We start from the raw sequence: 20,882 nt of genomic DNA, 5'->3' as shown, positions 1-20,882 counted from the left end.
ATAAGTCGCCTCCTAATTAATAAAATTCAGATAGACATACTTTATCATTTTTTTTAAAAGTTTTCCACAACCAGAAATGAAATAGCGAGATTTTTCTCCTTTTCCACAGAATGTATAAAAATACAAAAAGACTATCCACGAGTATGCAAAAACATATACACAGCCAGTTTAAAAAATGTGGACAGAGCTCTTTTTCCACTACAAAATACACAATCTCGGGAAAAATGCAGGCTTGATAGATAAAGAATACAGCCACTTATGCACACAACTTATCCACCTTGTGGACAACTTATCAAAAGGATCATAATTTGGGGAAAAGACATTTGAAAATTCTATGCAAATTTTTTTGTGGAAAAATGTTTTGCACAGTTATTGGAAATTTATCCCCAGAATTTGTGGATAAACTTTTCTCTGGATGGTTCAAAAAATCATTAGATTGGAGTCGTTTTGCTGAAAGAAATAGAGAGGATAGCTTTTAATTTTTTGAAGCTGATTGAAAAATTACTAGATGGTGAACGTAAAAATTATCGAGTTTTATTAGCCTTTTTCATTTGATGATTGACAAAGTAGGGGAGATATCGTTATAATATTCGGGTATGTCTATGTAAAGTTAGCTATGGAGGTGTATTTTAATGAAAAGAACTTATCAACCAAATAAACGTAAACGTCAAAAAGTTCATGGATTCCGTAAACGCATGAGCACTAAAAACGGCCGTCGCGTATTAGCAAGCCGTCGTCGTAAAGGAAGAAAAGTACTTGCTGCTTAAGCCACTGCCGGTCAGTGGTTTTTTTTGTATCCAAAATGTGATTCTTAAGGAACTTTTCTGATAAATAAGGATGATTCCTTAATTTGAAGTATGGTATTATTGTCAGGTATAGATTTAAAAGAAACGAAGGAAACTAGATGCAGAAAAAATATCGGGTCAAAAAAGAACGAGAGTTTCAAAAAGTGTTTGAAGAAGGTGCTTCTTTTGCGAATCGAAAATTCGTAGTTTACCGTCTAGAACCTTCTGGTCAAAAACATTTTCGAGTAGGCTTGTCAGTTGGAAAAAAAATTGGGAATGCTGTAGCACGAAATCAAGTAAAACGCCAAATTCGAGCAATTTTGCAAGAGTTAAAAACGGAATTACCACCTATAGACTTTATCGTGATTGCGCGCCCAGCTACGAAAGATCTGCCTCATGATGAAATGCGTTCGAATCTTATACACGTCTTAAAATTAGCAAAAATATTAAGTTAGGAAGGAAACAGATGTAAGTGAAGAAATATAAAAAAATATTATTAATGACAGGATTACTGAGTCTCGTCTTCTTGTTATCCGCCTGTGGTACTGGTGAAGTTAGTGCAAGCAGCAGCGGCGTGTGGGATCGTTATGTCGTCTATTATTTCGGACAAGCGATTAAGGGACTATCATTTGGCAATGTCGGAATCGGGATCATTTTATTTACAATCATTATACGGATCATTTTGATGCCGCTTATGCATTTCCAAACAAAAAGCATGCGTAAAACGCAGGAATTACAGCCTAAAATCAAAGCACTCCAAGAAAAATACAGTACTCGTGACCAAGAGACGCAACAAAAACTGCAAGAAGAAACGAAAAAGCTTTATGCAGAAAATAATGTGAGCCCTTACGCAGGCTGTTTACCACTTTTAGTACAAATGCCAGTGATGATGGCCTTGTATCAAGCAATTTTACGAATTCCTGAATTGCGGTCAGGGCATTTTCTATGGCTAAACTTGAGTCAGTCCGACCCATACTTCATTTTACCGATTCTTGCAGCAATCTTTACCTTTGCAAGTAGTTATCTATCTAGTATGAGTCAACTTGAATCTAATGCTTCATTGAAGATCATGAATTTTGCGATGCCAGTGATGATCTTTGTTATGGCGTTGAATTTAGCCAGCGGATTATCATTGTATTGGGTAATCTCCAATGCTTTCCAAGTAGTACAAACACTGTTGATCAATAATCCGTTCAAGATTCGTCGTGAAAGAGAAGAAGCAGCTCGTCAAATCCGCGAAAGAGAACGTGCGCTTCAAAAAGCCAAACATCCTAAGAAGAAAAAGAAAAAATAAGAATGTAATTAATTACGAATAAGGAGGTTTAGAAAATGCCTGTTTATGAAGGTCCAACGATCGACGAAGCAATTTCAAAAGGATTGCATGCTTTAGGGTTGAAGAAAGAAGCCGTCGATATTGAAATTTTAGCAGATGCGAAAAAAGGTTTCCTAGGAATGGGAAAAAAAGATGCTCGTGTATCGATCGAGCCAATTATTGTTGATGAAACTGCCGTTACTTCCGAACCGGTGAAAGAATCAACGGAAAAACAACCTGTTGAGCCAGTAATAGAAGAAGCACAGGAGCCTGTAAAAACAACAGACCCGACCAGTCAATTAGTTGAATTAGATGAGGACGAGGCCGTCAAAGAATTGGCGCTTTACTTAACGAATATTACGAATGACATGGGAGTGCCAGCGTTAGTTAAGATCCAGCATGAAGCAAATGGTTTGATCGTCATGAACCTAGAGACTAGTAAGCAAGGAATGCTAATTGGTAAACACGGCAAGATTTTGAATGCTTTGCAGTATTTAGCTCAAGTATTCCTGCATCGTGTAGCAAAAGAAAAATTATCAGTCGTTGTAAATGTCGGAAATTATCGTCAAAAACGCGAAGAAGTTTTAACTCGCTTAGCTCAGCGAACTGCTGAAAAAGTTAAGGAAACAGGTCGTCCGGTGTTTTTAGAACCAATGCCTGCCTTTGAACGCAAAATGATTCATTCAGCTTTAAGCAAAGATGAGTATATCAAAACGCATTCAGAAGGAGAAGATCCTTATCGTTATCTGGTTGTTGAGCCAGCGAAAAAATATTTCTAAGTCTTATGAATGATTGAAAAGTGCTGAGCAGATAATCTGTTTGGTACTTTTTTATTTTGAAGAAAGCTGCTTCGTCTAGAAAGTTTTTTAGGTTTTGAGAATTCCTTAATAGAGAGGGGATTTACTCTGTTTAAAGAAGTAAAATTTGAAAATAGGTGTGATTTTGACAGGAAAACTTGAATTGTTGAAAAATATATGCTAATCTAACACCAGAATTTTGTAGAAAAAGCAGTCAAAGTGCTCAATCTACTCCTTTTTTAAGGGGTGGAGTAGGCACTTTTTTTATGTTCTTAATTACATTAGGAGGAAGAAAAGTGGCAGAGATCACCCTAGAATTTGATACAATCGCAGCGATTTCAACTCCGCCAGGTGAAGGGGCGATCAGTATCGTCCGATTGAGCGGCGATCAAGCAGTAGCAATCGCCGATCGTGTTTACCGCAGCGGGAAAAAATGTTTGTTAGATGTTCCATCGCACACGATTCATTATGGACACATCATTGATCCCGAAGACCAACAGGTAGTCGATGAAGTAATGGTGAGCGTGATGCGTGCACCAAAGACTTTTACGCGTGAAGATATTGTAGAAATTAACTGTCATGGCGGTATCGTGGTAGTTAATCAGTTGTTGCAATTGATTTTACGTTCTGGTGCACGCTTAGCTGAGCCCGGTGAATTTACTAAACGAGCATTCCTCAACGGTCGTGTCGATTTATCACAAGCAGAGGCCGTAATGGATCTGATTCGTGCGAAAACGGATCGAGCGATGAATGTTGCGATCAATCAGTTAGATGGAAATTTGTCTCATTTAATTCGGCAATTACGCCAGGAAATTTTAGAAACACTCGCGCAAGTCGAAGTGAATATTGATTATCCAGAATATGATGATGTCGAGGAATTGACTACACAGTTATTACTAGAAAAAGCTCAACAGGTAGGTCAACAGATTGACGCATTGTTGTTAAATGCTAAGCAAGGAAAAATTTTGCGGGAAGGCTTAAGCACAGCAATTATTGGTCGTCCAAATGTGGGAAAATCAAGTTTGCTGAATTATTTATTACATGAAGAGAAAGCAATCGTAACTGAAATTGCCGGAACTACGCGTGATGTGATCGAAGAATACGTGAATGTCCGTGGAGTACCGTTGAAGTTGATTGATACAGCAGGGATTCGTGAAACCGATGATGTGGTGGAGCGGATTGGAGTAGAACGTAGTCGTAAAGCATTAGGCGAAGCAGATTTGATTTTGTTAGTCCTAAACCAAAGCGAAGCCCTAACCGCGGAAGACAGAGAACTATTGGAAGCGACAGAGGGATTAAAACGAATTGTGTTATTAAACAAGACCGATTTGCCAAGTAAACTATCACAGACTGACGTTGCGGCATACCTAAGTGAAGATGAAGTTTTTTCAATCTCCGTTTTAGAAAAGGCTGGATTGGATCAATTGGAAGAAGCTATCGCCAAACTCTTTTTCGGAGGTCAAACTGGCGAAAAGGATGCTACTTATGTATCAAACACTCGTCACATTGCATTACTAGAGAAGGCGGGACAATCATTGAGTGAAGTCCGTAACGGTATTATGGCAGGCATGCCAGTAGATTTAGTTCAAATTGATATGACACGTTGTTGGGATTATTTAGGTGAGATCGTTGGAGATAGCGTGCAGGATGAATTAATTACGCAATTGTTCAGTCAATTTTGTTTAGGAAAATAGTGAAGGAGCAACTACATGGAATATAAAGCAGGAAATTATGATGTAATCGTTGTTGGTGCGGGGCATGCTGGCTCTGAAGCAGCTTTAGCAGCTGCGCGCATGGGTCAAAAGACCTTGTTGATTACAATCAATCTGGATATGGTGGCGTTTATGCCATGTAATCCATCCATTGGCGGACCAGCTAAAGGAGTGGTCGTGCGAGAAATCGACGCACTTGGTGGAGAAATGGGACGTAATATTGATAAGACATATATCCAAATGCGGATGCTAAATACAGGTAAAGGACCAGCAGTACGAGCATTGCGTGCTCAAGCAGACAAGCATGCGTATGCTGAAGAAATGAAACATACGATCGAAAAAGAAGAAAATTTGACCTTGAAGCAAGGAGTGGTCGATCGTCTAGTTGTTGAAGATGGTATTTGCAAAGGTGTTGTGACCTCAACTGGTGCGGTCTATTCAGCAAAAGCTGTAATCATAACAGCTGGGACAGCCTTGCGTGGTGAAATTATTATTGGCGAGTTAAAATATTCGTCAGGACCTAACAACTCACAACCATCAATCAAGTTAGCGGACCATTTGCAAGAATTAGGATTAGAGATTCATCGCTTCAAAACAGGAACACCGCCACGAGTGAAATCTGGTTCGATTGACTACAGCAAAACAGAAATTCAACCTGGTGATGAAAAACCGAATCACTTTAGTTATCAAACACCAGATAGCCAGTATTTAACAGAACAAATTCCTTGCTGGTTGACCTATACGAATCTGAAAAGTCACGAGATTATTCAAAACAACTTGCATCGTGCGCCGATGTTTACGGGAATCGTAGATGGTGTAGGGGCTCGTTATTGCCCATCGATCGAGGATAAAATTGTCCGTTTTGCTGATAAAGAACGTCATCAATTATTTTTAGAACCAGAGGGACGGAATACAGAAGAAGTGTATGTTCAAGGGTTGTCAACTTCGCTACCAGAGGATGTTCAAAATGAGGTTCTACATTCAATTGAAGGTTTAGAAAATGCAGAAATGATGCGAACAGGGTATGCGATTGAATACGATATGGTTGCTCCCCATCAACTCCGTCCAACCCTAGAAACGAAAGTGATCGAAAACTTATATACTGCTGGACAAACCAATGGAACCAGTGGTTACGAAGAAGCAGCCGGTCAAGGGCTGATGGCAGGAATCAACGCAGCTTTAAAGATTCAAGGTAAAGAACCCTTCATCATGAAGCGCAGTGATGGTTATATCGGTGTTATGATCGACGATTTAGTAACTAAGGGGACAAATGAACCTTATCGATTATTAACTTCGCGAGCAGAATACCGTTTGATCTTACGTCATGATAATGCTGATTTACGTTTGACAGAGATTGGACATATGATCGGTTTAGTAGACGAAGAAGACTATCAAGCATATTTAGTCAAAAAAGCGCATATTGAGGCGGAGATAGCTCGTTTGCAGACAATTCGTATTAAACCTCATGACAATGTTCAAAGCTTCCTAAGAGCTAAAAACAGTGCAAAATTAAAAGATGGTGTTTTAGCGAGAGATTTCTTGAAACGACCAGAGATTTCTTATCAAGAATTGCTGCAATTTATTCCAGCTAATAACGAGCTGACAGAAAAAGAAATTGAACAAGTAGAAATCCAAATCAAATATGAAGGCTACATCAAAAAAGCGATGGAAAAAGTTGAAAAGCTGAAACGGATGGAAGCAAAACGTATTCCAGAACGAATTGATTATGAAGCGATCAACGGTTTGGCGACAGAAGCTAAACAAAAATTACAAAAAATCCAACCCGAAACGATTGCTCAAGCTAGCCGTATTAGTGGTGTGAATCCCGCTGATATCAGTATTTTGATGGTTTATGTGGAACAAGGGAAGATTGCGAAGGTAGGAAGTGAAACGGCTTAAAACAAGCCGTTTTTTTTGTATTGAGGTGTTCCACATGAAACACAAAAAGACTGACTGAAAGAGTCAGTCAGTCTTTTGATCTTATTAGTAAAATAATGGTGTCTCTAAAGTTGCAAAGTGTTCAAAATTTTACGTAATTCTGAAACGGATATTTGTCCCGGAGCAGAGGCTGTTCCAGCTGAACCAAATGTAGCAGCCGAACCAAAGACTTGTCCAGAAACGCGGCTGATCATTCCCAATGCACCCATAGACATAGTAATTAAGGGACGATCTGCATAATTTTCAGACATTTCACGAGTTGCTTCAAGTAGTGTTAAAACATCTGCACTATTTTGAGGCATAACAGCGATTTTACAGATATCTGCACCTTTAGCTTGCATCTGCTGCAAACGGGAAAGTATCTCTTGTTTATCAGGGGTTTTATCAAAGTCATGATTGCATAAAATGACTTTGATATTTTTTTGATGTGCAGCGGCTATCGTCTGTTTAATTAACTCATCGGGCATAAATAATTCTAAATCTATTAAATCAAGGCAACCGTGTTTGATTAACATATGATAAATTTCAAAATATTTTTCATCACTTAATGGTAATTCGCCGCCTTCTTTGTAAGTCCGGAAGGTGATTAACAACGGTTTATTGAGCGTTTTTTTTATTTTATGGGAGAGTTTGGCGACAATTTCTGGTTTTTCTACTTCTTGAAAAAAGTCTATTCGCCATTCTACAATATCGCAATCAAGTTGTTGAATATGCTCAGCTGAAGCTAGCAGAGCGTTTTCTGTTCTGTCCAGAAGAGGTACGATGATTTTAGGTTGTCCTTCACCGATGGTTACCTTATCGATTGTTACTGTTTTCATGCTGTATCCTCCATGTACGTTCTCCAATTATTTGTAAATTATCAAACGAATTATTTAAGTTCTTCCATTTGATTAAATCTTATTATACTGATAAATCAACCGTCTTTCGGTAACGAATAAAGATAATTACCGCAAGTAAAAAGCCGATTCCCGCAATAATAGTGTCAAATAACATAATACCACGAACATTAGTTTTGGCGATGGCTGCGGCAATGATCGGGATCAGGAATGAAGCAATGCTGCCAAAAGTATAAAAAATTCCCGTGATTGTTCCTTTACCAGCCGGAAATAATTCGCCCATTACGGTTAATCCGAGCTGCATTACGCCTCCTGCTGCGAAGAAACCAACTAATGCCGCCCCTATCATCATAACTGTTGGAGTAGGGAATAACCACATCACAAGAATAGTTACAAAAGATACTAAGGTATAAAGTGTTACTAGATAGACAGGACGAACTTTTGTCGCTAAAACAGCTGTCACGGCTACACAAATAAGAGAACCTGTAGAATAATAAGAAATCAATAGATTTGCGTTGTCAGTAGTCATCTTCGCAACTTCTTCACCATAAATACCGATAAATTGTGAGATCAAATAGAAGGTTGCTTGAGAAATGAAACCATAAATGATGAAACAGACACCTTCGATTGCGATTTTGGGCTGGCTTTTAAAAGTTACAGCTTGTATTTCTGCCTGTTGATTTTCTTTAACATCTTGATCTGGAAAAGGTCGTTTGAGTAAAAATAGACCATTTAAAACAAAAATGATGATCGGAATAATAAAGGACCAACCAAACCATAACTGATTAGTATTAATTATTTTCAGCATAATCGGCAGGGTAAATTGTCCGATTTGAACGAATGCTTTGATCAAGACATTGGCTGTTCCTGCCTTTTTAGGGAAAGATTCCATAAGGGCTGGATACGTTCCTGAGTCTAAGAAAGAGTTTGAGACACCGGCAATTACCGCAAAAATCATGGCAGTCGTCACACTTTTGCTGTACAAAATTCCAAAAAAGTACAGAGAATAAGTTACGATTCCTAAATAGATGAAGGGTTTTCTACCGAATTTATCAGATAAACGACCGGAAATAAAAATAGCAATCAAACGTCCAATCCCCAGCATGGAGATAACCTTTGCTATTCCCATCAGATCCGTATTCCACTGTCCCATCAAAGCCTTCTGATTCTGAGAGATGATGATAACACCCATCCCGTGAATAATATAGTTGATGTAAAGACCAATTGCTGTTGGCAAATATTTATTTTTCATGAATACTCCTCCGCCTATTCGTCAAATAATAATTCTTTAATATATGTGACTGGCATTTCTTCATCAGTGAACAGTTGAAAAGCAGCAGCACCTTGGTAGAGCATCATGCCTAAACCGTTTATGATTTTTTTTGCCCCGTGTTCTTTAGCAAAACGTAAAAGTTTTGTTTCTCGAGGAGCATAGACGACATCGAAGACTACTAAGTCAGACCGAATCATTTCTGGATCATTGATTAAGCTTTGATCCTGTAAAGGTTTCATTCCAACGCCAGTAGCATCTATATAAATACTGCTTTTTTGAACGGCTGATTTAAACGCTGATTGGTCGGCTAAATCAGTTATCGTTGCCTGACATTTGGTATGCTCATTAATTTTTTTGACGGTTTCTTCAGCATTTTCGAATACGTTGTCTTTAATATTGAAAATATGCAATTCTTTTGCTCCATCGAAAGCAGCTTGGATAGCAATCGCAGTTGCTGCTCCACCCGCTCCGGTCAAAGTAATGATTTGATCTTTGACTGTTACGCCTTCATCTTCTAAAGCTTTTATTGCACCAATACCATCTGTATTGTAACCGACTAAATGTCCCTTCCCATCTTTGTTTGTGACCGTGTTAACAGCACCGATTAATTTAGCTTCTGGTGAAACTTCGTCTAAATAGGGAATAATCGCTTGTTTATTAGGCATGGAAACATTTGAACCACGAATTCCCAAGGCACGTATACCATCTACGGCTGCCTTTAAAGTGGAGTTGTCTACTTCAAAAGCAAGATAAGCGTAATCTAGCCCTAATTTAGCGAAGGCTTCATTGTGCATTGTCGGAGACATGCTGTGGCGAATAGGAGTGGCGATTAAGCTAATTAATAAAGTATGTCCTGTCAATCTTTCTGTCATTGTTCAATTCCTCACTTATTATTTATTTTTAATTGTGAAACGAAGATCAAGCATAAGTGGCAAACATCGTTTTTCTTTGGGATTCCAAATTTTTAATGACTTTTACAACATCACGAGCTTCTTTCGTACCTTCCATGATTCTCCGAGCTACTTTACTGTCTCCAATATTGAGTAATGCAACATTGTTTTTTTGTGTATATTCGGATAAATCGGATAACAAAGGTGCTTCAGCTCGCATACCTAGACAGATAAAACCTAAATCGAAAGGTAATTCAAGAGTTTCTCCGTTAGCTTTTTCAACGATGAAGCAATTCTTTTTGACTTCCATCAGTTTTGTCGAAGTATGGACATCGACATTGTAATCATGGATGATTTCCATCATCCCTAGCTTAGTAATAATATCTAAATCTTTTCCAAGTTGATCAACCATTTCTACAATATGAACTTTTTTTGCACCATTTTCTGCGTAGTATTCAACCACATCTAAACCAACTGCGCCTCCGCCAATAACAACAACTTCTTTTCCAACAAATTCTTTGAAATTGTTCATGTTTCCTAAAAGGTCAAAAATAGAAAAAACTTGTCGATCAGATTTAGCCAATTCTTCTTGCAGTCCTGCAATTGGTGGCAATAGTGGTTTAGCACCAGTAGTATTAACGATCAAATCTGGCGTTTCTTTTAGATCCTTTAAGGTGAATCGATGATTTAAGTGAACAGTCAAGTTGGGTAGTTGTTCTACTCTTCTCGTTAGGTAAGTGACGAAATCATCGATTCGCTGTTTATCAGGAAAACGCGCGATTTCATGGGCTAACCCGCCTAGATAGCTTTTTTCTTCATAAAGTGTGACATCTACACCGATTTCAGCAGCACTAGCAGCAGCTTCAAGTCCAGCTGTGCCTCCCCCAATAACGACCATCTTCATTGATCCAGTAATTGGTATGTTTTTATAAGCATCCTCATAATAAACATCAGGATTAACTGTACAGCGAATCGGACGTGACTTGGCGATACGATGATCTGCGCAACCAAGGTTGCAGGAGATACACTTTCGTAAAAGATACTCTTGCCCATTGGCAACTTTATTAACCCAATTTGGTTCAGCGATCAACCCTCGTCCCATAGCAAGAAGATCTGCATCTCCATTTCGTAGAATTTCTTCGGCGCGCTGTGGGCTACGGATGTTCCCAGAAGTAATAATCACCTTCTCTGGAAACTTATTTTTAACCGCTTTGGCCATATAACTTCGCCAACCATCTTTAAGATTCATCTTATCAATCTGATACTGTAGGTTGTCATTTAATGCAGCTGAGACATTCAGGATGTCTACATCTTCAGCAATATAGTTGAGCATATCTATGGTGTCGTCTAGAGTATTTCCTTCTGGTAAGAGCTCATCTGCACTGATACGCAAAGAGATTGGAAAAAATGGACCAACTGCTTGTCTAACTGCTTGAATGACCATTCGAGCAAAGCGAGCACGATTTTCAGGAGTTCCACCAAATTCATCTGTTCGTTTATTGTAAACAGGTGATAAAAACTGACTAATTAAATAAGAATGTCCTGCATGGATCTCAACACAGTCAAATCCGGCTTTTTGAGCACGTAAGGCTCCTGCAGCATATTTTTGTACGATTTGTACAATTTCATCTTTATGGAGTGGGCGCGGAGCAGGATTTCCGGCCTTGCTAGGGATATCCGAAGAAGAGACTGCTTGCATACCCTCCAAACGTGATTGATAGGCAGAAGCTCCTGCATGATTGATTTGTACAGAAGTAGCTGCTCCAAAGGCATGCATCCGTTCGTTAAATTGCCAAAGGCCAGGGATGAATTGGTCATCGTCCATTCTTAATTGCATCGTTCCATTCGTTCCTAAAGGATAGTCGATACAAATATTCTCTAGGGTGATTAAACCAGTACCGCCTTTTGCACGTTGTTCGTAATATGAATAATGTTGTTCGTTAAAGGTCCCATCCTGATTTGCAAAATTTGTTCCCATTGGTGGCATAATCACTCGATTTTTTAAAGTCAAACGTTTAATCGTTAAAGGTTCAAACAAAGCTTGGTATTTTTCCATAAGATTCATCCTTCCGTAGATAATGAGAACATTCACAATTTCTTGCCTTCATTCTACGAAAATAAAACTATAAAATCTAATGCTTTATTTCGATGCTAATCATAAATTATATTTATCATTCAATTTTTGATAGGTTTTTCTGGAATAAGGCTTTTATAGCGTTGCTGAATAACCAGCGAAGCGATAAAGCCCAATAAAATTAAAAATGTATCAAACCAAAAAACGTATTCCATGCCTTTGTTGCTTATAATACCGGTGATATAAGGAGTTATCATAACAGATGTTGAGGTAGCTAAAGAGTAATAACTAGTATAACGTCCTTTTCTGCTAGGAAAAAGTTCTAACATTAGAGCCAGTCCGAGCTGCCAAATTCCACCAGCAGCAAAAATTCCGATTGCTAATGCGGCTACAATAGTTGAAATAAAACTAGGCGAAAGTAGCATCCAAAGTAGAGATAAACCAGAGATCGCAACACAAAGACTGATTAATTTTGGAATGTTTATACCTTTTTTCACAATTCCGGAGGTAAAAAAAACAGAAGCAAAGGAACCAACACTGTAGAGACTAACAAATATTAAACTATTTTCGTGTGAAACGATTTGCATTGCCTCTGTATATTGTGGAATCCAAAGAATGAAAATATTAAAAATAGAAACTGAGACGAATGAGAAAACCAACAAAGCAATTCCATCAATTTTAAAATCGCCTCGATTGATAATTTTTCTTGGAGGGTGTACAGGATCGTCTACTACTTCCGTGGGCAGTGAACTCAGAGGAGGAAATTTAGCAAATGCTAGATATCCTAAATTAGCCAACAAACACACTGCGCAAAGAATAAAGGGCCAACCAAAAAAGAGTCCTTCTTTAAGAAGAAAACGAGTAATGAAAGGTAAAATAAACTGGCCTAAGGAAATGAATGCTTTATTTAAAACACTGAGAGAGCTATTGGTTTTTTCATCTGGATAAGCTTCAACTAATGTAGGATAAGTACTTGTATCTAAAAAAGCATTGCTGACTCCGCCAAACAGCGCGAAGAAAAAGGCCATTTGATAATTAGGACTATATAACACGCCGAAAAAGAAAAGAGCATAAGATAAAATAGCGATAATTACTGTTTTTCGACGACCAAAAGTATCGGAGAAGTATCCGGAGAAATAGAGGCTGAGAATTCTCCCCAAACCAATTGCACTCATTACTAAAGTGACCTGTGTGGTGCTGGCTTGCCATTGATTTTTAAGTCCATCCATATTTTGTGAAAGGATAATAGCAGCCATTCCTTGAAAAATGTAATTAAAATAGAGACTACCAATTAATAGACGATATTTTGTAGGTTTCATATAATTCCCTCTTCATGTGATTTTATTCACTTGATTATACCTTAATACTAGGTCATTTGTACCATTAATACTAATGATTTATTTTAATAAAATTGATAAAATCTATTTATTGAATGAGGTGATGAAAAATGAACTTAAGACAATTAGAATTTTTTGTTTTACTGGCTCAAAGCGAGCATATGACTAAGGCCGCTGAATTGGCTAATACTTCACAACCAAATGTCAGTCATGCGATGACAACTTTGGAACAAGAATTAGGAGTCGCCCTGTTTGAAAAAAAAGGTCGAAATATTCGTTTAACACGACAAGGTCGGGTCTTTTATGAATACGTTCAGCCGGCACTGCATAAAATTGAAGAGGGGCAACAACGAATCCGAGAGATTATTGATCCTTTTTTAGGTGAAATCGAGTTTGGTTTTATTTATACGATGGGTTCAACACTTGTTCCCCGATTAATCCAAACATTTCAACAGGAAAAAGAAAATGAACGAATTCAATTTCTCTTTCACCAAGGAAATTCCAATAAAATCATTAAAATGTTGTTAGAAGATACGATCGATATAGGCATTTGTTCAAAAATTAGTGAAGACAGTGATTTAGTTTTTCAGATTTTAACTCGAGAAAAGCTAGTATTGGTCGTCCCTTTAAATCACCCTTTGGCCCAAAAAAAGAGTGTTAAAATCGAGGAGACATTAAATTATCCCTATGTATATTATGGAAAACAAAGCGGCTTGCGCCCTTATTTGGACCGTCAATTGAAAGAGTTGGATATAACTTTGACTATTCAGTGCGAATTGGAAGAAGATCACAGTATTTTAGGTTTTGTTGGTGAAGGATATGGTATTGCATTAATGCCCGATATCCCTTCAATCGCCTCCTATCCAGTCAAAAAAATTGAGATTAGGAATCGACTAGAACACAGAAATGTTTATTTGGCAGTAAAGAAGCACAATTTAGAGGTTCCTGTGATAAGAAAATTTTATGATTTTTGTTTAAATCCGGAAAATAAATAGCGGGTTAAAGCTTTCTTAATCTCCTTGTGAAACATACGTAAACCATTGCATGTAAAGCAATAATGCGTTAAAGTAGAGGATAGTCTGTGAAACATTTTGCTGTTTCACGAAAACGAAAGGATTTCTTATGAGACCAGAAGAATTTCAATTGGAATTAAGCAAACAAGGAATCAAGCTATCAACAAGACAGATGGATCAATTCGCGACTTATTTTCATTTATTGGTTAAATGGAATCAAAAGATGAATCTCACTGCCATTACTGAACTTGAAGAGGTCTATTTGAAACATTTTTATGATTCCATAACGTTAGCTTTTTCTGAAACATTCAACCCTAAAGGAAAACTATGCGATGTTGGTTCAGGCGCTGGGTTTCCTAGTCTGCCATTAAAGATTGTTTTTCCAGAGTTGGAGGTTACAATCGTGGATTCTTTGAATAAACGAATCACTTTTCTAACAACTTTAGTAGATGCTTTGCAATTGGACGGTGTATCTCTTTACCATGATAGAGCGGAGACTTTTGGGCAAAGTTTTGAGTTTCGTGAAAAGTTTGATTTTGTAACTGCTCGGGCGGTGGCAAGATTGAACGTGTTGACAGAATTATGCTTACCATTAGTAAAAAAGAATGGTTACTTTTTTGCTTTGAAAGCAGCGAAAAGTGAAGAGGAATTAGCAGAAGCAAGACCAGCTATTGCTTTATTAGGTGGTAAACTAATCCAAGCTGAAGATGTTTCGTTGCCTAATGGGGACACACGTCATATTATAATAGTGCAAAAAAAGAAAGAGACGCCAAAAAAATATCCACGTAAACCAGGTCTGCCTAATAAACAGCCACTAAAGTAGTTTAGATGGATAGCACAGCTCTTTTTTCTCAGAAAAATAAATTCTTTATTAGGAACTAGGAGGAAATTAAATGGCACGGATCATATCTGTTGCAAACCAAAAAGGCGGGGTTGGAAAAACGACTACGACTGTCAATTTGGGTGCGTGCTTAGCTCAAGATGGTAAGAAGGTCTTATTAATCGACAGCGATGCACAAGGGAACGCGACAAGCGGATTAGGTGTTCGGAAACCTGATGTGAAGCAAGATATCTATGATGTTTTAGTTAATGAAGTTTCGATCAAAGAGACGGTTATTAAGACACCTCGCGAAAATTTATCGATCGTTCCTGCCACTTTGCAATTAGCTGGAGCAGAGATTGAATTAACGTCTATGATGGCTCGTGAATCACGCTTGAAGAGTGCTTTAGCTGAAGTCGGTGATGAGTATGACTTCATTTTAGTAGATTGTCCACCATCATTAGGGCATTTAACGATCAATGCTTTCACAGCTAGCGATGCAATTCTAATCCCAGTTCAATGCGAATACTACGCGTTAGAAGGATTGAGCCAATTATTAAATACGGTTCGTTTAGTTCAAAAACATTTCAATCCTGGCTTAGAGATTGAAGGCGTATTATTAACAATGTATGATGCTCGAACAAATCTTGGTGCAGAAGTAGTCGAAGAAGTTCGTCGTTATTTCCAAGAGAAAGTTTACGATACAATTATTCCGAGAAATGTCCGTTTATCTGAGGCACCTAGCCATGGCAAACCGATCATTGACTATGATCCACGCTCAAAAGGTGCTGAAGTTTATCAAGCTCTAGCAAAGGAAGTGTTAGTTCGTGAGCAAAAATAAAGGATTAGGTCGAGGGATCGATGCGCTGTTTCAAGATCTTTCTGAAATTGAAGAAGTTGATATGAAAAATGATCAAGTGATTGAAATTCCTTTAAGTGATTTACGTCCCAACCCTTACCAACCGCGAAAGTCGTTCGATGAGACGACGTTGCAAGAATTAGCCAACTCGATCGAACAGTCGGGGGTTTTTCAACCGATTATTGTAAGAAAATCAGCAGTTAAAGGCTACGAGCTGATTGCTGGTGAACGTCGTTTCCGTGCGTCAAAATTGGCAGGAAAAGAAACGATTCCTGCGATTATCCGTGAATTTGATGAAGAAGCGATGATGCAGATTGCAGTATTGGAAAATTTGCAGCGTGAAGATTTGAATCCATTAGAAGAAGCGGAAGCTTATGAGATGTTAATGAAGAATCTAAAATTGACTCAAGCGGATGTAGCAAACCGTTTAGGGAAAAGCCGTCCGTACATCGCAAATTATTTACGTTTGTTGACTTTACCAAAGCTAGTGAAGGAAATGGTTCAGGATGAACGTTTGTCCATGGGCCAAGCTAGAACTTTATTAGGGTTAAAGAAAAAAGATCAAATCTTGAAGTTGGCGAATCGTGCAGTAAAAGAGAATTTGACTGTGCGTCAATTAGAACAAATTGTTACTGAATATAATGAGGGAAAAGCGAAAGACAAGAAAAAAGGACCTCGTTTGACTAAAGAAAAACCTTATTATTTAAGAGAAAGCGAAGACCGTTTGATGGATAAATTCGGAACAGGAGTTGAGATCGTTGAAAAAGACGGTAAAGGCAAAATTTCGATTGAATACTTATCACCATCAGATTTGACACGTATCTTAGATATTTTGAATATCCATTTTGATGAATCTTAGACAAGAATATGTTTGATAAATGAATGCGCAATAGGAGGTTTGCCAGATGTATGATTTAGGTGATATCGTTGAGATGAAAAAACCGCATGCTTGCCAGACAAATCGCTGGGAAATCATTCGTATGGGTGCGGACATCAAAATTAAGTGTGTCAATTGCGGACATATTGTTATGATGACACGCCGTGATTTTGAGAAAAAAATGAAAAAAATCCTTGAGAAGAAAGCTGATACAACTCAGAAATAATTCTTAGTAGAGAAAGAGTGAAGTGGAACATGGCCTTAACAGCCGGAATCGTAGGACTACCAAATGTTGGTAAATCTACCTTATTTAATGCAATTACAAAAGCAGGAGCGGAAGCTGCCAACTATCCTTTCGCAACGATCGATCCTAATGTCGGAATGGTAGAGGTGCCGGATTGGCGTTTAGAACGCTTAACCGAACTAGTTCATCCGAAAAAAACTGTTCCCACAACATTTGAATTCACAGATATTGCTGGAATCGTTAAAGGCGCTAGTAAGGGTGAAGGACTAGGAAACCAGTTCTTGAGCCATATTCGTCAAGTAGACGCTATTTGTCACGTAGTGCGTTGTTTCGATAATGAAAACATTACACACGTTGAAGGGCGAGTGGATCCATTAGAAGATATCGAAACAATCAATCTGGAATTAGTTTTAGCCGACTTAGATTCTGTAAACAAACGTTACACACGTGTGGCAAAAGTAGCTAAAACGAAAGAAAAAAATGCTGTGGCGGAGTTGGCCGTTCTAGATAAGTTAAAACCTGTTTTAGAAGAAGGACAATCTGCTCGAACAGTTGAATTTACTGAAGAAGAACAGAAAATTGTTAAGGGTCTATTTTTACTAACAAGTAAACCAGTGCTTTATGTAGCAAATGTAGATGAAGATACAGTTGCTGATCCTGACAGTAATGAATACGTTCAAATAGTACGAAATTTCGCTGCTAGCGAGCACTCAGAAGTGATTGTCGTTTGCGCTGAAGCAGAGGAAGAAATTGCTGAGTTGGAAGATGAAGATAAAGCTGAATTCTTGGAAGCGATGGGAATCGAGGAGTCTGGATTAGATCAATTGATTCGTACCGCGTATGACTTATTAGGGTTAGCTACGTATTTTACCGCAGGAGAACAAGAAGTTCGTGCATGGACTTTCAGAAAAGGGACGAAAGCCCCTCAAGCGGCAGGAATCATTCATACTGACTTTGAACGCGGGTTTATTCGAGCTGAAACTGTTTCTTTTGATGATTTAGATAAGTACGGCAGTATGCATGCGGCGAAGGAAGCTGGGCGTGTCAGATTAGAAGGAAAAGATTATGTTGTGCAAGACGGAGATGTCATGTTGTTCCGTTTCAACGTTTAGGGAGGAAAGAAACAATGGAACCAGAAAAGTTACAAACGTTGCAAGCAGAAAATGTTCAACTTGAAGCGAAGTTGACTAAACGTAATGAGCAGTACATCTTTGACTTGAAGAAGTCATTAAGAGCGGCGAACTTAACGGATGAACAAACCATCGTAGCCTTAAATGAGATGCTGCCAATTTTAGTCGAGGAACAAAAAGCTGGCAAGACTGCTCGTCAATTGTTCGGAACAGTTTCAGAACGATTAGATGCAATTGTTAACAAACCGGCAGAGCAGAAAAAATCGACCACTGCATCATTGATGTGGCTTGATAATTTCCTATTGTTATTTGGACTGTTAGGAGTTGTTGCAGGAATCATGGGATTGTTTGTTTCACGTGGAACACAAACGGTTACTTATGGTCTGACAACATTAATTGTAGCGTCTGCAGTAGGTGGGCTAGTGTTTTACATGATGTATTTATTTGTCTACCAATACGAACAGCCTGGAGCAGACAAATCGAAAAAACCGAAGACTTGGAAAACGATTCTAATGTTGGTTTCAGTAACAATAGTCTGGTTCTTAGTCTTTAATGGTGCAGCATTATTACCGCCAGCTTTGAACCCTATTCTTGATCCAATGGTAATGATTGTGCTAGCAGGACTAGCGTTAGCGTTACGCTACTATTTAAAAAAACGTTTTGGAATTATCAGCAGTTTGGCAACTGCACCACGGAAATAATAAAAGAAGAAGCAAAGTTCGTCTGAACTTTGCTTCTTCTTTTATTTTGTCACTTCAGTGACTATTTTTGCTAGCGCAAGTTGTTGATACTCAGCGGTAGCTTGCTGAATAATCTTTTGTTGAGCTGCTTGATCCATAGTAGGATTTTGCATCATTGCTGCCTTAACTTTATTTTGAATAAACGATTTTGCCTCAGATTGCATAGTAGTTTTATTTTCTTGAACTAATTTCGCTAGTTTTTTTGCTTGTTCAGTACTTAAAACCAACCAATCTTTTTGAACATTAAAGATATTTTTTTCTTTAATCAGTTGATGATTTTTACTTGTAAATTTAAACCAAAACTTTGTAGTATCGTTTTTGTAAATCCAATAGGTTTTCTTTGTTTCTAATTGAGATTTTGTTTGATTTTTTTTAACAATATTGGTGACATGATTTGTTCCTGTTGTTTTTGGCTTTTTCTGGGATTCATTCGTTTTGTACAAATAAATTTTTTCTGTTCCGTTACCCAGTGGTTGATAAAGTAATATATTCATATCTTTATTATTTGCGGTTGAAGTCAAAGTTTGAGTAGTTGTTTCTGTGACTTTCTTCATACCATAATGGTAGTGATCATTAGCAGTAATGAAACCGAGACTAACTAGAAAGATTGCTGCAAAAATAATTGACAGAAATGTTTGCCAAGCTTTTTTAGCAAAAATATTTGTTAAAGCAAATGCTATTACGCTAATAATTGTGATGACAAAAATCATTTCGCAACCCCTCCCTCAATCTTCTTATTATTTTTCAAGAAAAAGGTAATAAGGAAGCCAATTAGTCCGAAGATTACAGCAACAAAGAAAGCAGCATGGTAACCAGAAAGGGTGGCATTAATTGCTTGATCTTTATAGGATAAAGGCAAGGATTTTAACAAACTTGCTTTTGGCAAATTATCTTTTGTGACATTTGTTAGAATACTAATCAAAACAGCAGTACCGATCGAACTTGCAACTTGACGAAAAGTATTGTTCACTGCGGTACCATGACTGATTAAATTCATCGGTAAAGCGTTCATGCCGGAAGTCGTAACAGGCATCATAACCATTGATATACCAAACATTCTCATTGCATAAAGGACAACAATCATTATAACCGGTGTTTCTTGCGTTAAGAAAGCAAAAGGCAATGTAGCAGCTGTTAAGATCAACATACCACTGATTGCTAATCTTTTAGCACCGTGTTTATCAAAAATTGCTCCAGTAATTGGCATCATCAACCCCATGATCAGAGCTCCAGGTAGTAGCATTAAGCCAGAATGGAAGGCAGATTCACCTCGAATATTTTGAATATATAAAGGAAGTACCATCTCTGCTCCAACCATTGCCATGTTTACCACACCACTCAATATAGCAGCAATTGTAAAAGTTGGGGATTTAAAAACACGCAGTTCTAGGAAAGGATGTTCTAAGTGTAGCTGACGCCATACGAATAAACCAATGACAACTACACCTATAATTAAGAAGCCAATAACTTTTAGACTGCCCCAACCATCGTTACCAACGGAAGAAAAACCATATAATAAACTACCAAAACCAACGGTAGATAGCAGTGCTGATAACACGTCAATACTTGGATTAGATAATTGAATAACGCTTTTCATTAAAAAGATTGCCAAGACTAAAACTAAAATGACAATTGGGATCACCATACCAAAAAGATCACGCCAAGTATAATGGTCAATAATCCACCCGGAAAGGGTAGGGCCTAAAGCAGGAGCCAAGCCAATAACGATTCCTGCCATCCCCATCGCTGAACCACGTTTTTCTGGTGGGAAAATTGATAGCATAATGTTTTGTAGCAAAGGCATTGATATTCCTACGCCAGCAGCTTGTACCAACCGTCCAATTAGTAATGTAGAAAAATTAGGAGCGACAAAGCAATTAATTGTACCAATCAAAAAGATGGTCATTGCAGTTAGATACAATCTTTTTGAACTAAATTTATTAATCAACCATGCGCTGATTGGGATCATAATCCCATTCACTAGCAAAAAGCCAGTTGTTAGCCATTGAACACTAGAAGCAGATATATCAAAAGCTTTCATTAGTGCTGGAAAAGCTGTTGTTAACAATGTTTGGTTTAACACTGTACAGAAAGTTCCTATTAATAGTACAACAACTAATAAGGAACGATTGTAGGGTTTCCCGTAAATATCGACCGTTTGATTATTACTCACGATCTAACGCCTTCTCTCTATGAAAATTTTCAGAAACGATAAATGTTCGTTTGTTACTTTACTGCTATTTCT

At 37.9% G+C, this 20,882-nt stretch carries 20 protein-coding genes; 13 read left to right on the top strand and 7 right to left on the bottom strand.

Annotated features, from left to right (window positions below; genetic code table 11):
- Positions 1 to 632 precede the first annotated feature (632 nt).
- The 6 genes from rpmH to mnmG all read left to right on the top strand — a co-directional run bounded on the left by rpmH (position 633) and on the right by mnmG (position 6,505).
- Entirely contained in the window at positions 633 to 767 is a 135-nt protein-coding gene (gene rpmH / locus IGI44_RS16385; RefSeq protein ID WP_006703104.1) for a 50S ribosomal protein L34, read from the top strand.
- 137 nt (positions 768 to 904) lie between these two features.
- Positions 905 to 1,240: a ribonuclease P protein component gene (gene rnpA, locus IGI44_RS16380; RefSeq protein ID WP_438788877.1), complete on the top strand. Its 336-nt coding sequence runs from the start codon at positions 905 to 907 to the stop codon at positions 1,238 to 1,240.
- Between the two features lie 17 nt (positions 1,241 to 1,257).
- Positions 1,258 to 2,079 carry a YidC/Oxa1 family membrane protein insertase gene (locus IGI44_RS16375; RefSeq protein WP_438788876.1) on the top strand — a complete coding sequence of 274 codons (822 nt, stop codon included), beginning with the start codon at positions 1,258 to 1,260 and terminating at the stop codon, positions 2,077 to 2,079.
- A 35-nt stretch (positions 2,080 to 2,114) separates the two neighbouring features.
- Complete coding sequence (jag, locus tag IGI44_RS16370) at positions 2,115 to 2,876, top strand: RNA-binding cell elongation regulator Jag/EloR (RefSeq protein WP_438788874.1); 762 nt, start codon at positions 2,115 to 2,117, stop codon at positions 2,874 to 2,876.
- Between the two features lie 314 nt (positions 2,877 to 3,190).
- Entirely contained in the window at positions 3,191 to 4,588 is a 1,398-nt protein-coding gene (mnmE, locus tag IGI44_RS16365; RefSeq protein WP_438788872.1) for a tRNA uridine-5-carboxymethylaminomethyl(34) synthesis GTPase MnmE, read from the top strand.
- Positions 4,589 to 4,603: 15 nt separating this feature from the next.
- A complete protein-coding gene (gene mnmG / locus IGI44_RS16360; RefSeq protein WP_438788871.1) occupies positions 4,604 to 6,505 on the top strand; it encodes a tRNA uridine-5-carboxymethylaminomethyl(34) synthesis enzyme MnmG in 1,902 nt (633 codons plus the stop codon).
- 104 nt (positions 6,506 to 6,609) lie between these two features.
- On the opposite strand, the gene aroD is transcribed toward mnmG, so the two are convergent.
- The 5 genes from aroD to IGI44_RS16335 all read right to left on the bottom strand — a co-directional run bounded on the left by aroD (position 6,610) and on the right by IGI44_RS16335 (position 12,936).
- Entirely contained in the window at positions 6,610 to 7,362 is a 753-nt protein-coding gene (gene aroD / locus IGI44_RS16355) for a type I 3-dehydroquinate dehydratase (RefSeq protein ID WP_438788869.1), read from the bottom strand.
- An 82-nt stretch (positions 7,363 to 7,444) separates the two neighbouring features.
- Positions 7,445 to 8,632, bottom strand: a complete 1,188-nt coding sequence (locus tag IGI44_RS16350) for an MFS transporter (protein ID WP_438788868.1) — start codon at positions 8,630 to 8,632, stop codon at positions 7,445 to 7,447.
- A 14-nt stretch (positions 8,633 to 8,646) separates the two neighbouring features.
- Entirely contained in the window at positions 8,647 to 9,525 is an 879-nt protein-coding gene (locus tag IGI44_RS16345) for a shikimate dehydrogenase (protein ID WP_438788867.1), read from the bottom strand.
- Positions 9,526 to 9,571: 46 nt separating this feature from the next.
- Complete coding sequence (locus IGI44_RS16340; protein ID WP_438788866.1) at positions 9,572 to 11,599, bottom strand: FAD-dependent oxidoreductase; 2,028 nt, start codon at positions 11,597 to 11,599, stop codon at positions 9,572 to 9,574.
- A 119-nt stretch (positions 11,600 to 11,718) separates the two neighbouring features.
- The gene (locus tag IGI44_RS16335; RefSeq protein ID WP_438788864.1) at positions 11,719 to 12,936 is read right to left on the bottom strand and encodes an MFS transporter; all 1,218 of its coding nucleotides are present in this window, start codon (positions 12,934 to 12,936) and stop codon (positions 11,719 to 11,721) included.
- A 128-nt stretch (positions 12,937 to 13,064) separates the two neighbouring features.
- Here IGI44_RS16335 and IGI44_RS16330 point away from each other — a divergent pair, with 128 nt between their 5' ends.
- The 7 genes from IGI44_RS16330 (at position 13,065) to IGI44_RS16300 (ending at position 18,598) form a co-directional block, all read left to right on the top strand.
- Positions 13,065 to 13,949, top strand: coding sequence for a LysR family transcriptional regulator (locus tag IGI44_RS16330; RefSeq protein ID WP_438788863.1), 885 nt, complete (start codon positions 13,065 to 13,067; stop codon positions 13,947 to 13,949).
- Between the two features lie 127 nt (positions 13,950 to 14,076).
- A complete protein-coding gene (rsmG, locus tag IGI44_RS16325; protein ID WP_438788862.1) occupies positions 14,077 to 14,790 on the top strand; it encodes a 16S rRNA (guanine(527)-N(7))-methyltransferase RsmG in 714 nt (237 codons plus the stop codon).
- Between the two features lie 70 nt (positions 14,791 to 14,860).
- Positions 14,861 to 15,628 carry a ParA family protein gene (locus tag IGI44_RS16320; RefSeq protein ID WP_438788861.1) on the top strand — a complete coding sequence of 256 codons (768 nt, stop codon included), beginning with the start codon at positions 14,861 to 14,863 and terminating at the stop codon, positions 15,626 to 15,628.
- On the top strand, positions 15,615 to 16,505 hold the full coding sequence (locus IGI44_RS16315; protein WP_438788859.1) for a ParB/RepB/Spo0J family partition protein: 891 nt from the start codon (positions 15,615 to 15,617) through the stop codon (positions 16,503 to 16,505). Before IGI44_RS16320 ends, IGI44_RS16315 begins: the two co-directional genes overlap by 14 nt.
- Before the next feature lie 46 nt (positions 16,506 to 16,551).
- Positions 16,552 to 16,749 carry a DUF951 domain-containing protein gene (locus tag IGI44_RS16310; RefSeq protein WP_438788858.1) on the top strand — a complete coding sequence of 66 codons (198 nt, stop codon included), beginning with the start codon at positions 16,552 to 16,554 and terminating at the stop codon, positions 16,747 to 16,749.
- A gap of 29 nt (positions 16,750 to 16,778) precedes the next feature.
- Positions 16,779 to 17,879, top strand: a complete 1,101-nt coding sequence (gene ychF, locus IGI44_RS16305) for a redox-regulated ATPase YchF (RefSeq protein WP_438789012.1) — start codon at positions 16,779 to 16,781, stop codon at positions 17,877 to 17,879.
- Between the two features lie 14 nt (positions 17,880 to 17,893).
- Positions 17,894 to 18,598, top strand: coding sequence for a DUF1129 domain-containing protein (locus IGI44_RS16300; protein WP_438788856.1), 705 nt, complete (start codon positions 17,894 to 17,896; stop codon positions 18,596 to 18,598).
- A gap of 41 nt (positions 18,599 to 18,639) precedes the next feature.
- Here the strand turns inward: IGI44_RS16300 and IGI44_RS16295 are convergent, their stop codons facing one another.
- Positions 18,640 to 19,347, bottom strand: coding sequence for a DUF4811 domain-containing protein (locus tag IGI44_RS16295; RefSeq protein ID WP_438788855.1), 708 nt, complete (start codon positions 19,345 to 19,347; stop codon positions 18,640 to 18,642).
- Complete coding sequence (locus IGI44_RS16290) at positions 19,344 to 20,810, bottom strand: MDR family MFS transporter (RefSeq protein ID WP_438788854.1); 1,467 nt, start codon at positions 20,808 to 20,810, stop codon at positions 19,344 to 19,346. The genes IGI44_RS16295 and IGI44_RS16290 overlap by 4 nt, the downstream gene beginning before the upstream one ends.
- Between the last annotated feature and the right edge of the window lie 72 nt (positions 20,811 to 20,882).

It is taken from the genome of Enterococcus sp. DIV0756, assembly GCF_051710745.1.
Lineage (GTDB): Bacteria > Bacillota > Bacilli > Lactobacillales > Enterococcaceae > Enterococcus_A.
The sequence above is the reverse complement of the archived record's forward strand: the minus strand, read 5'-3'. Positions and strand labels throughout refer to the sequence as shown.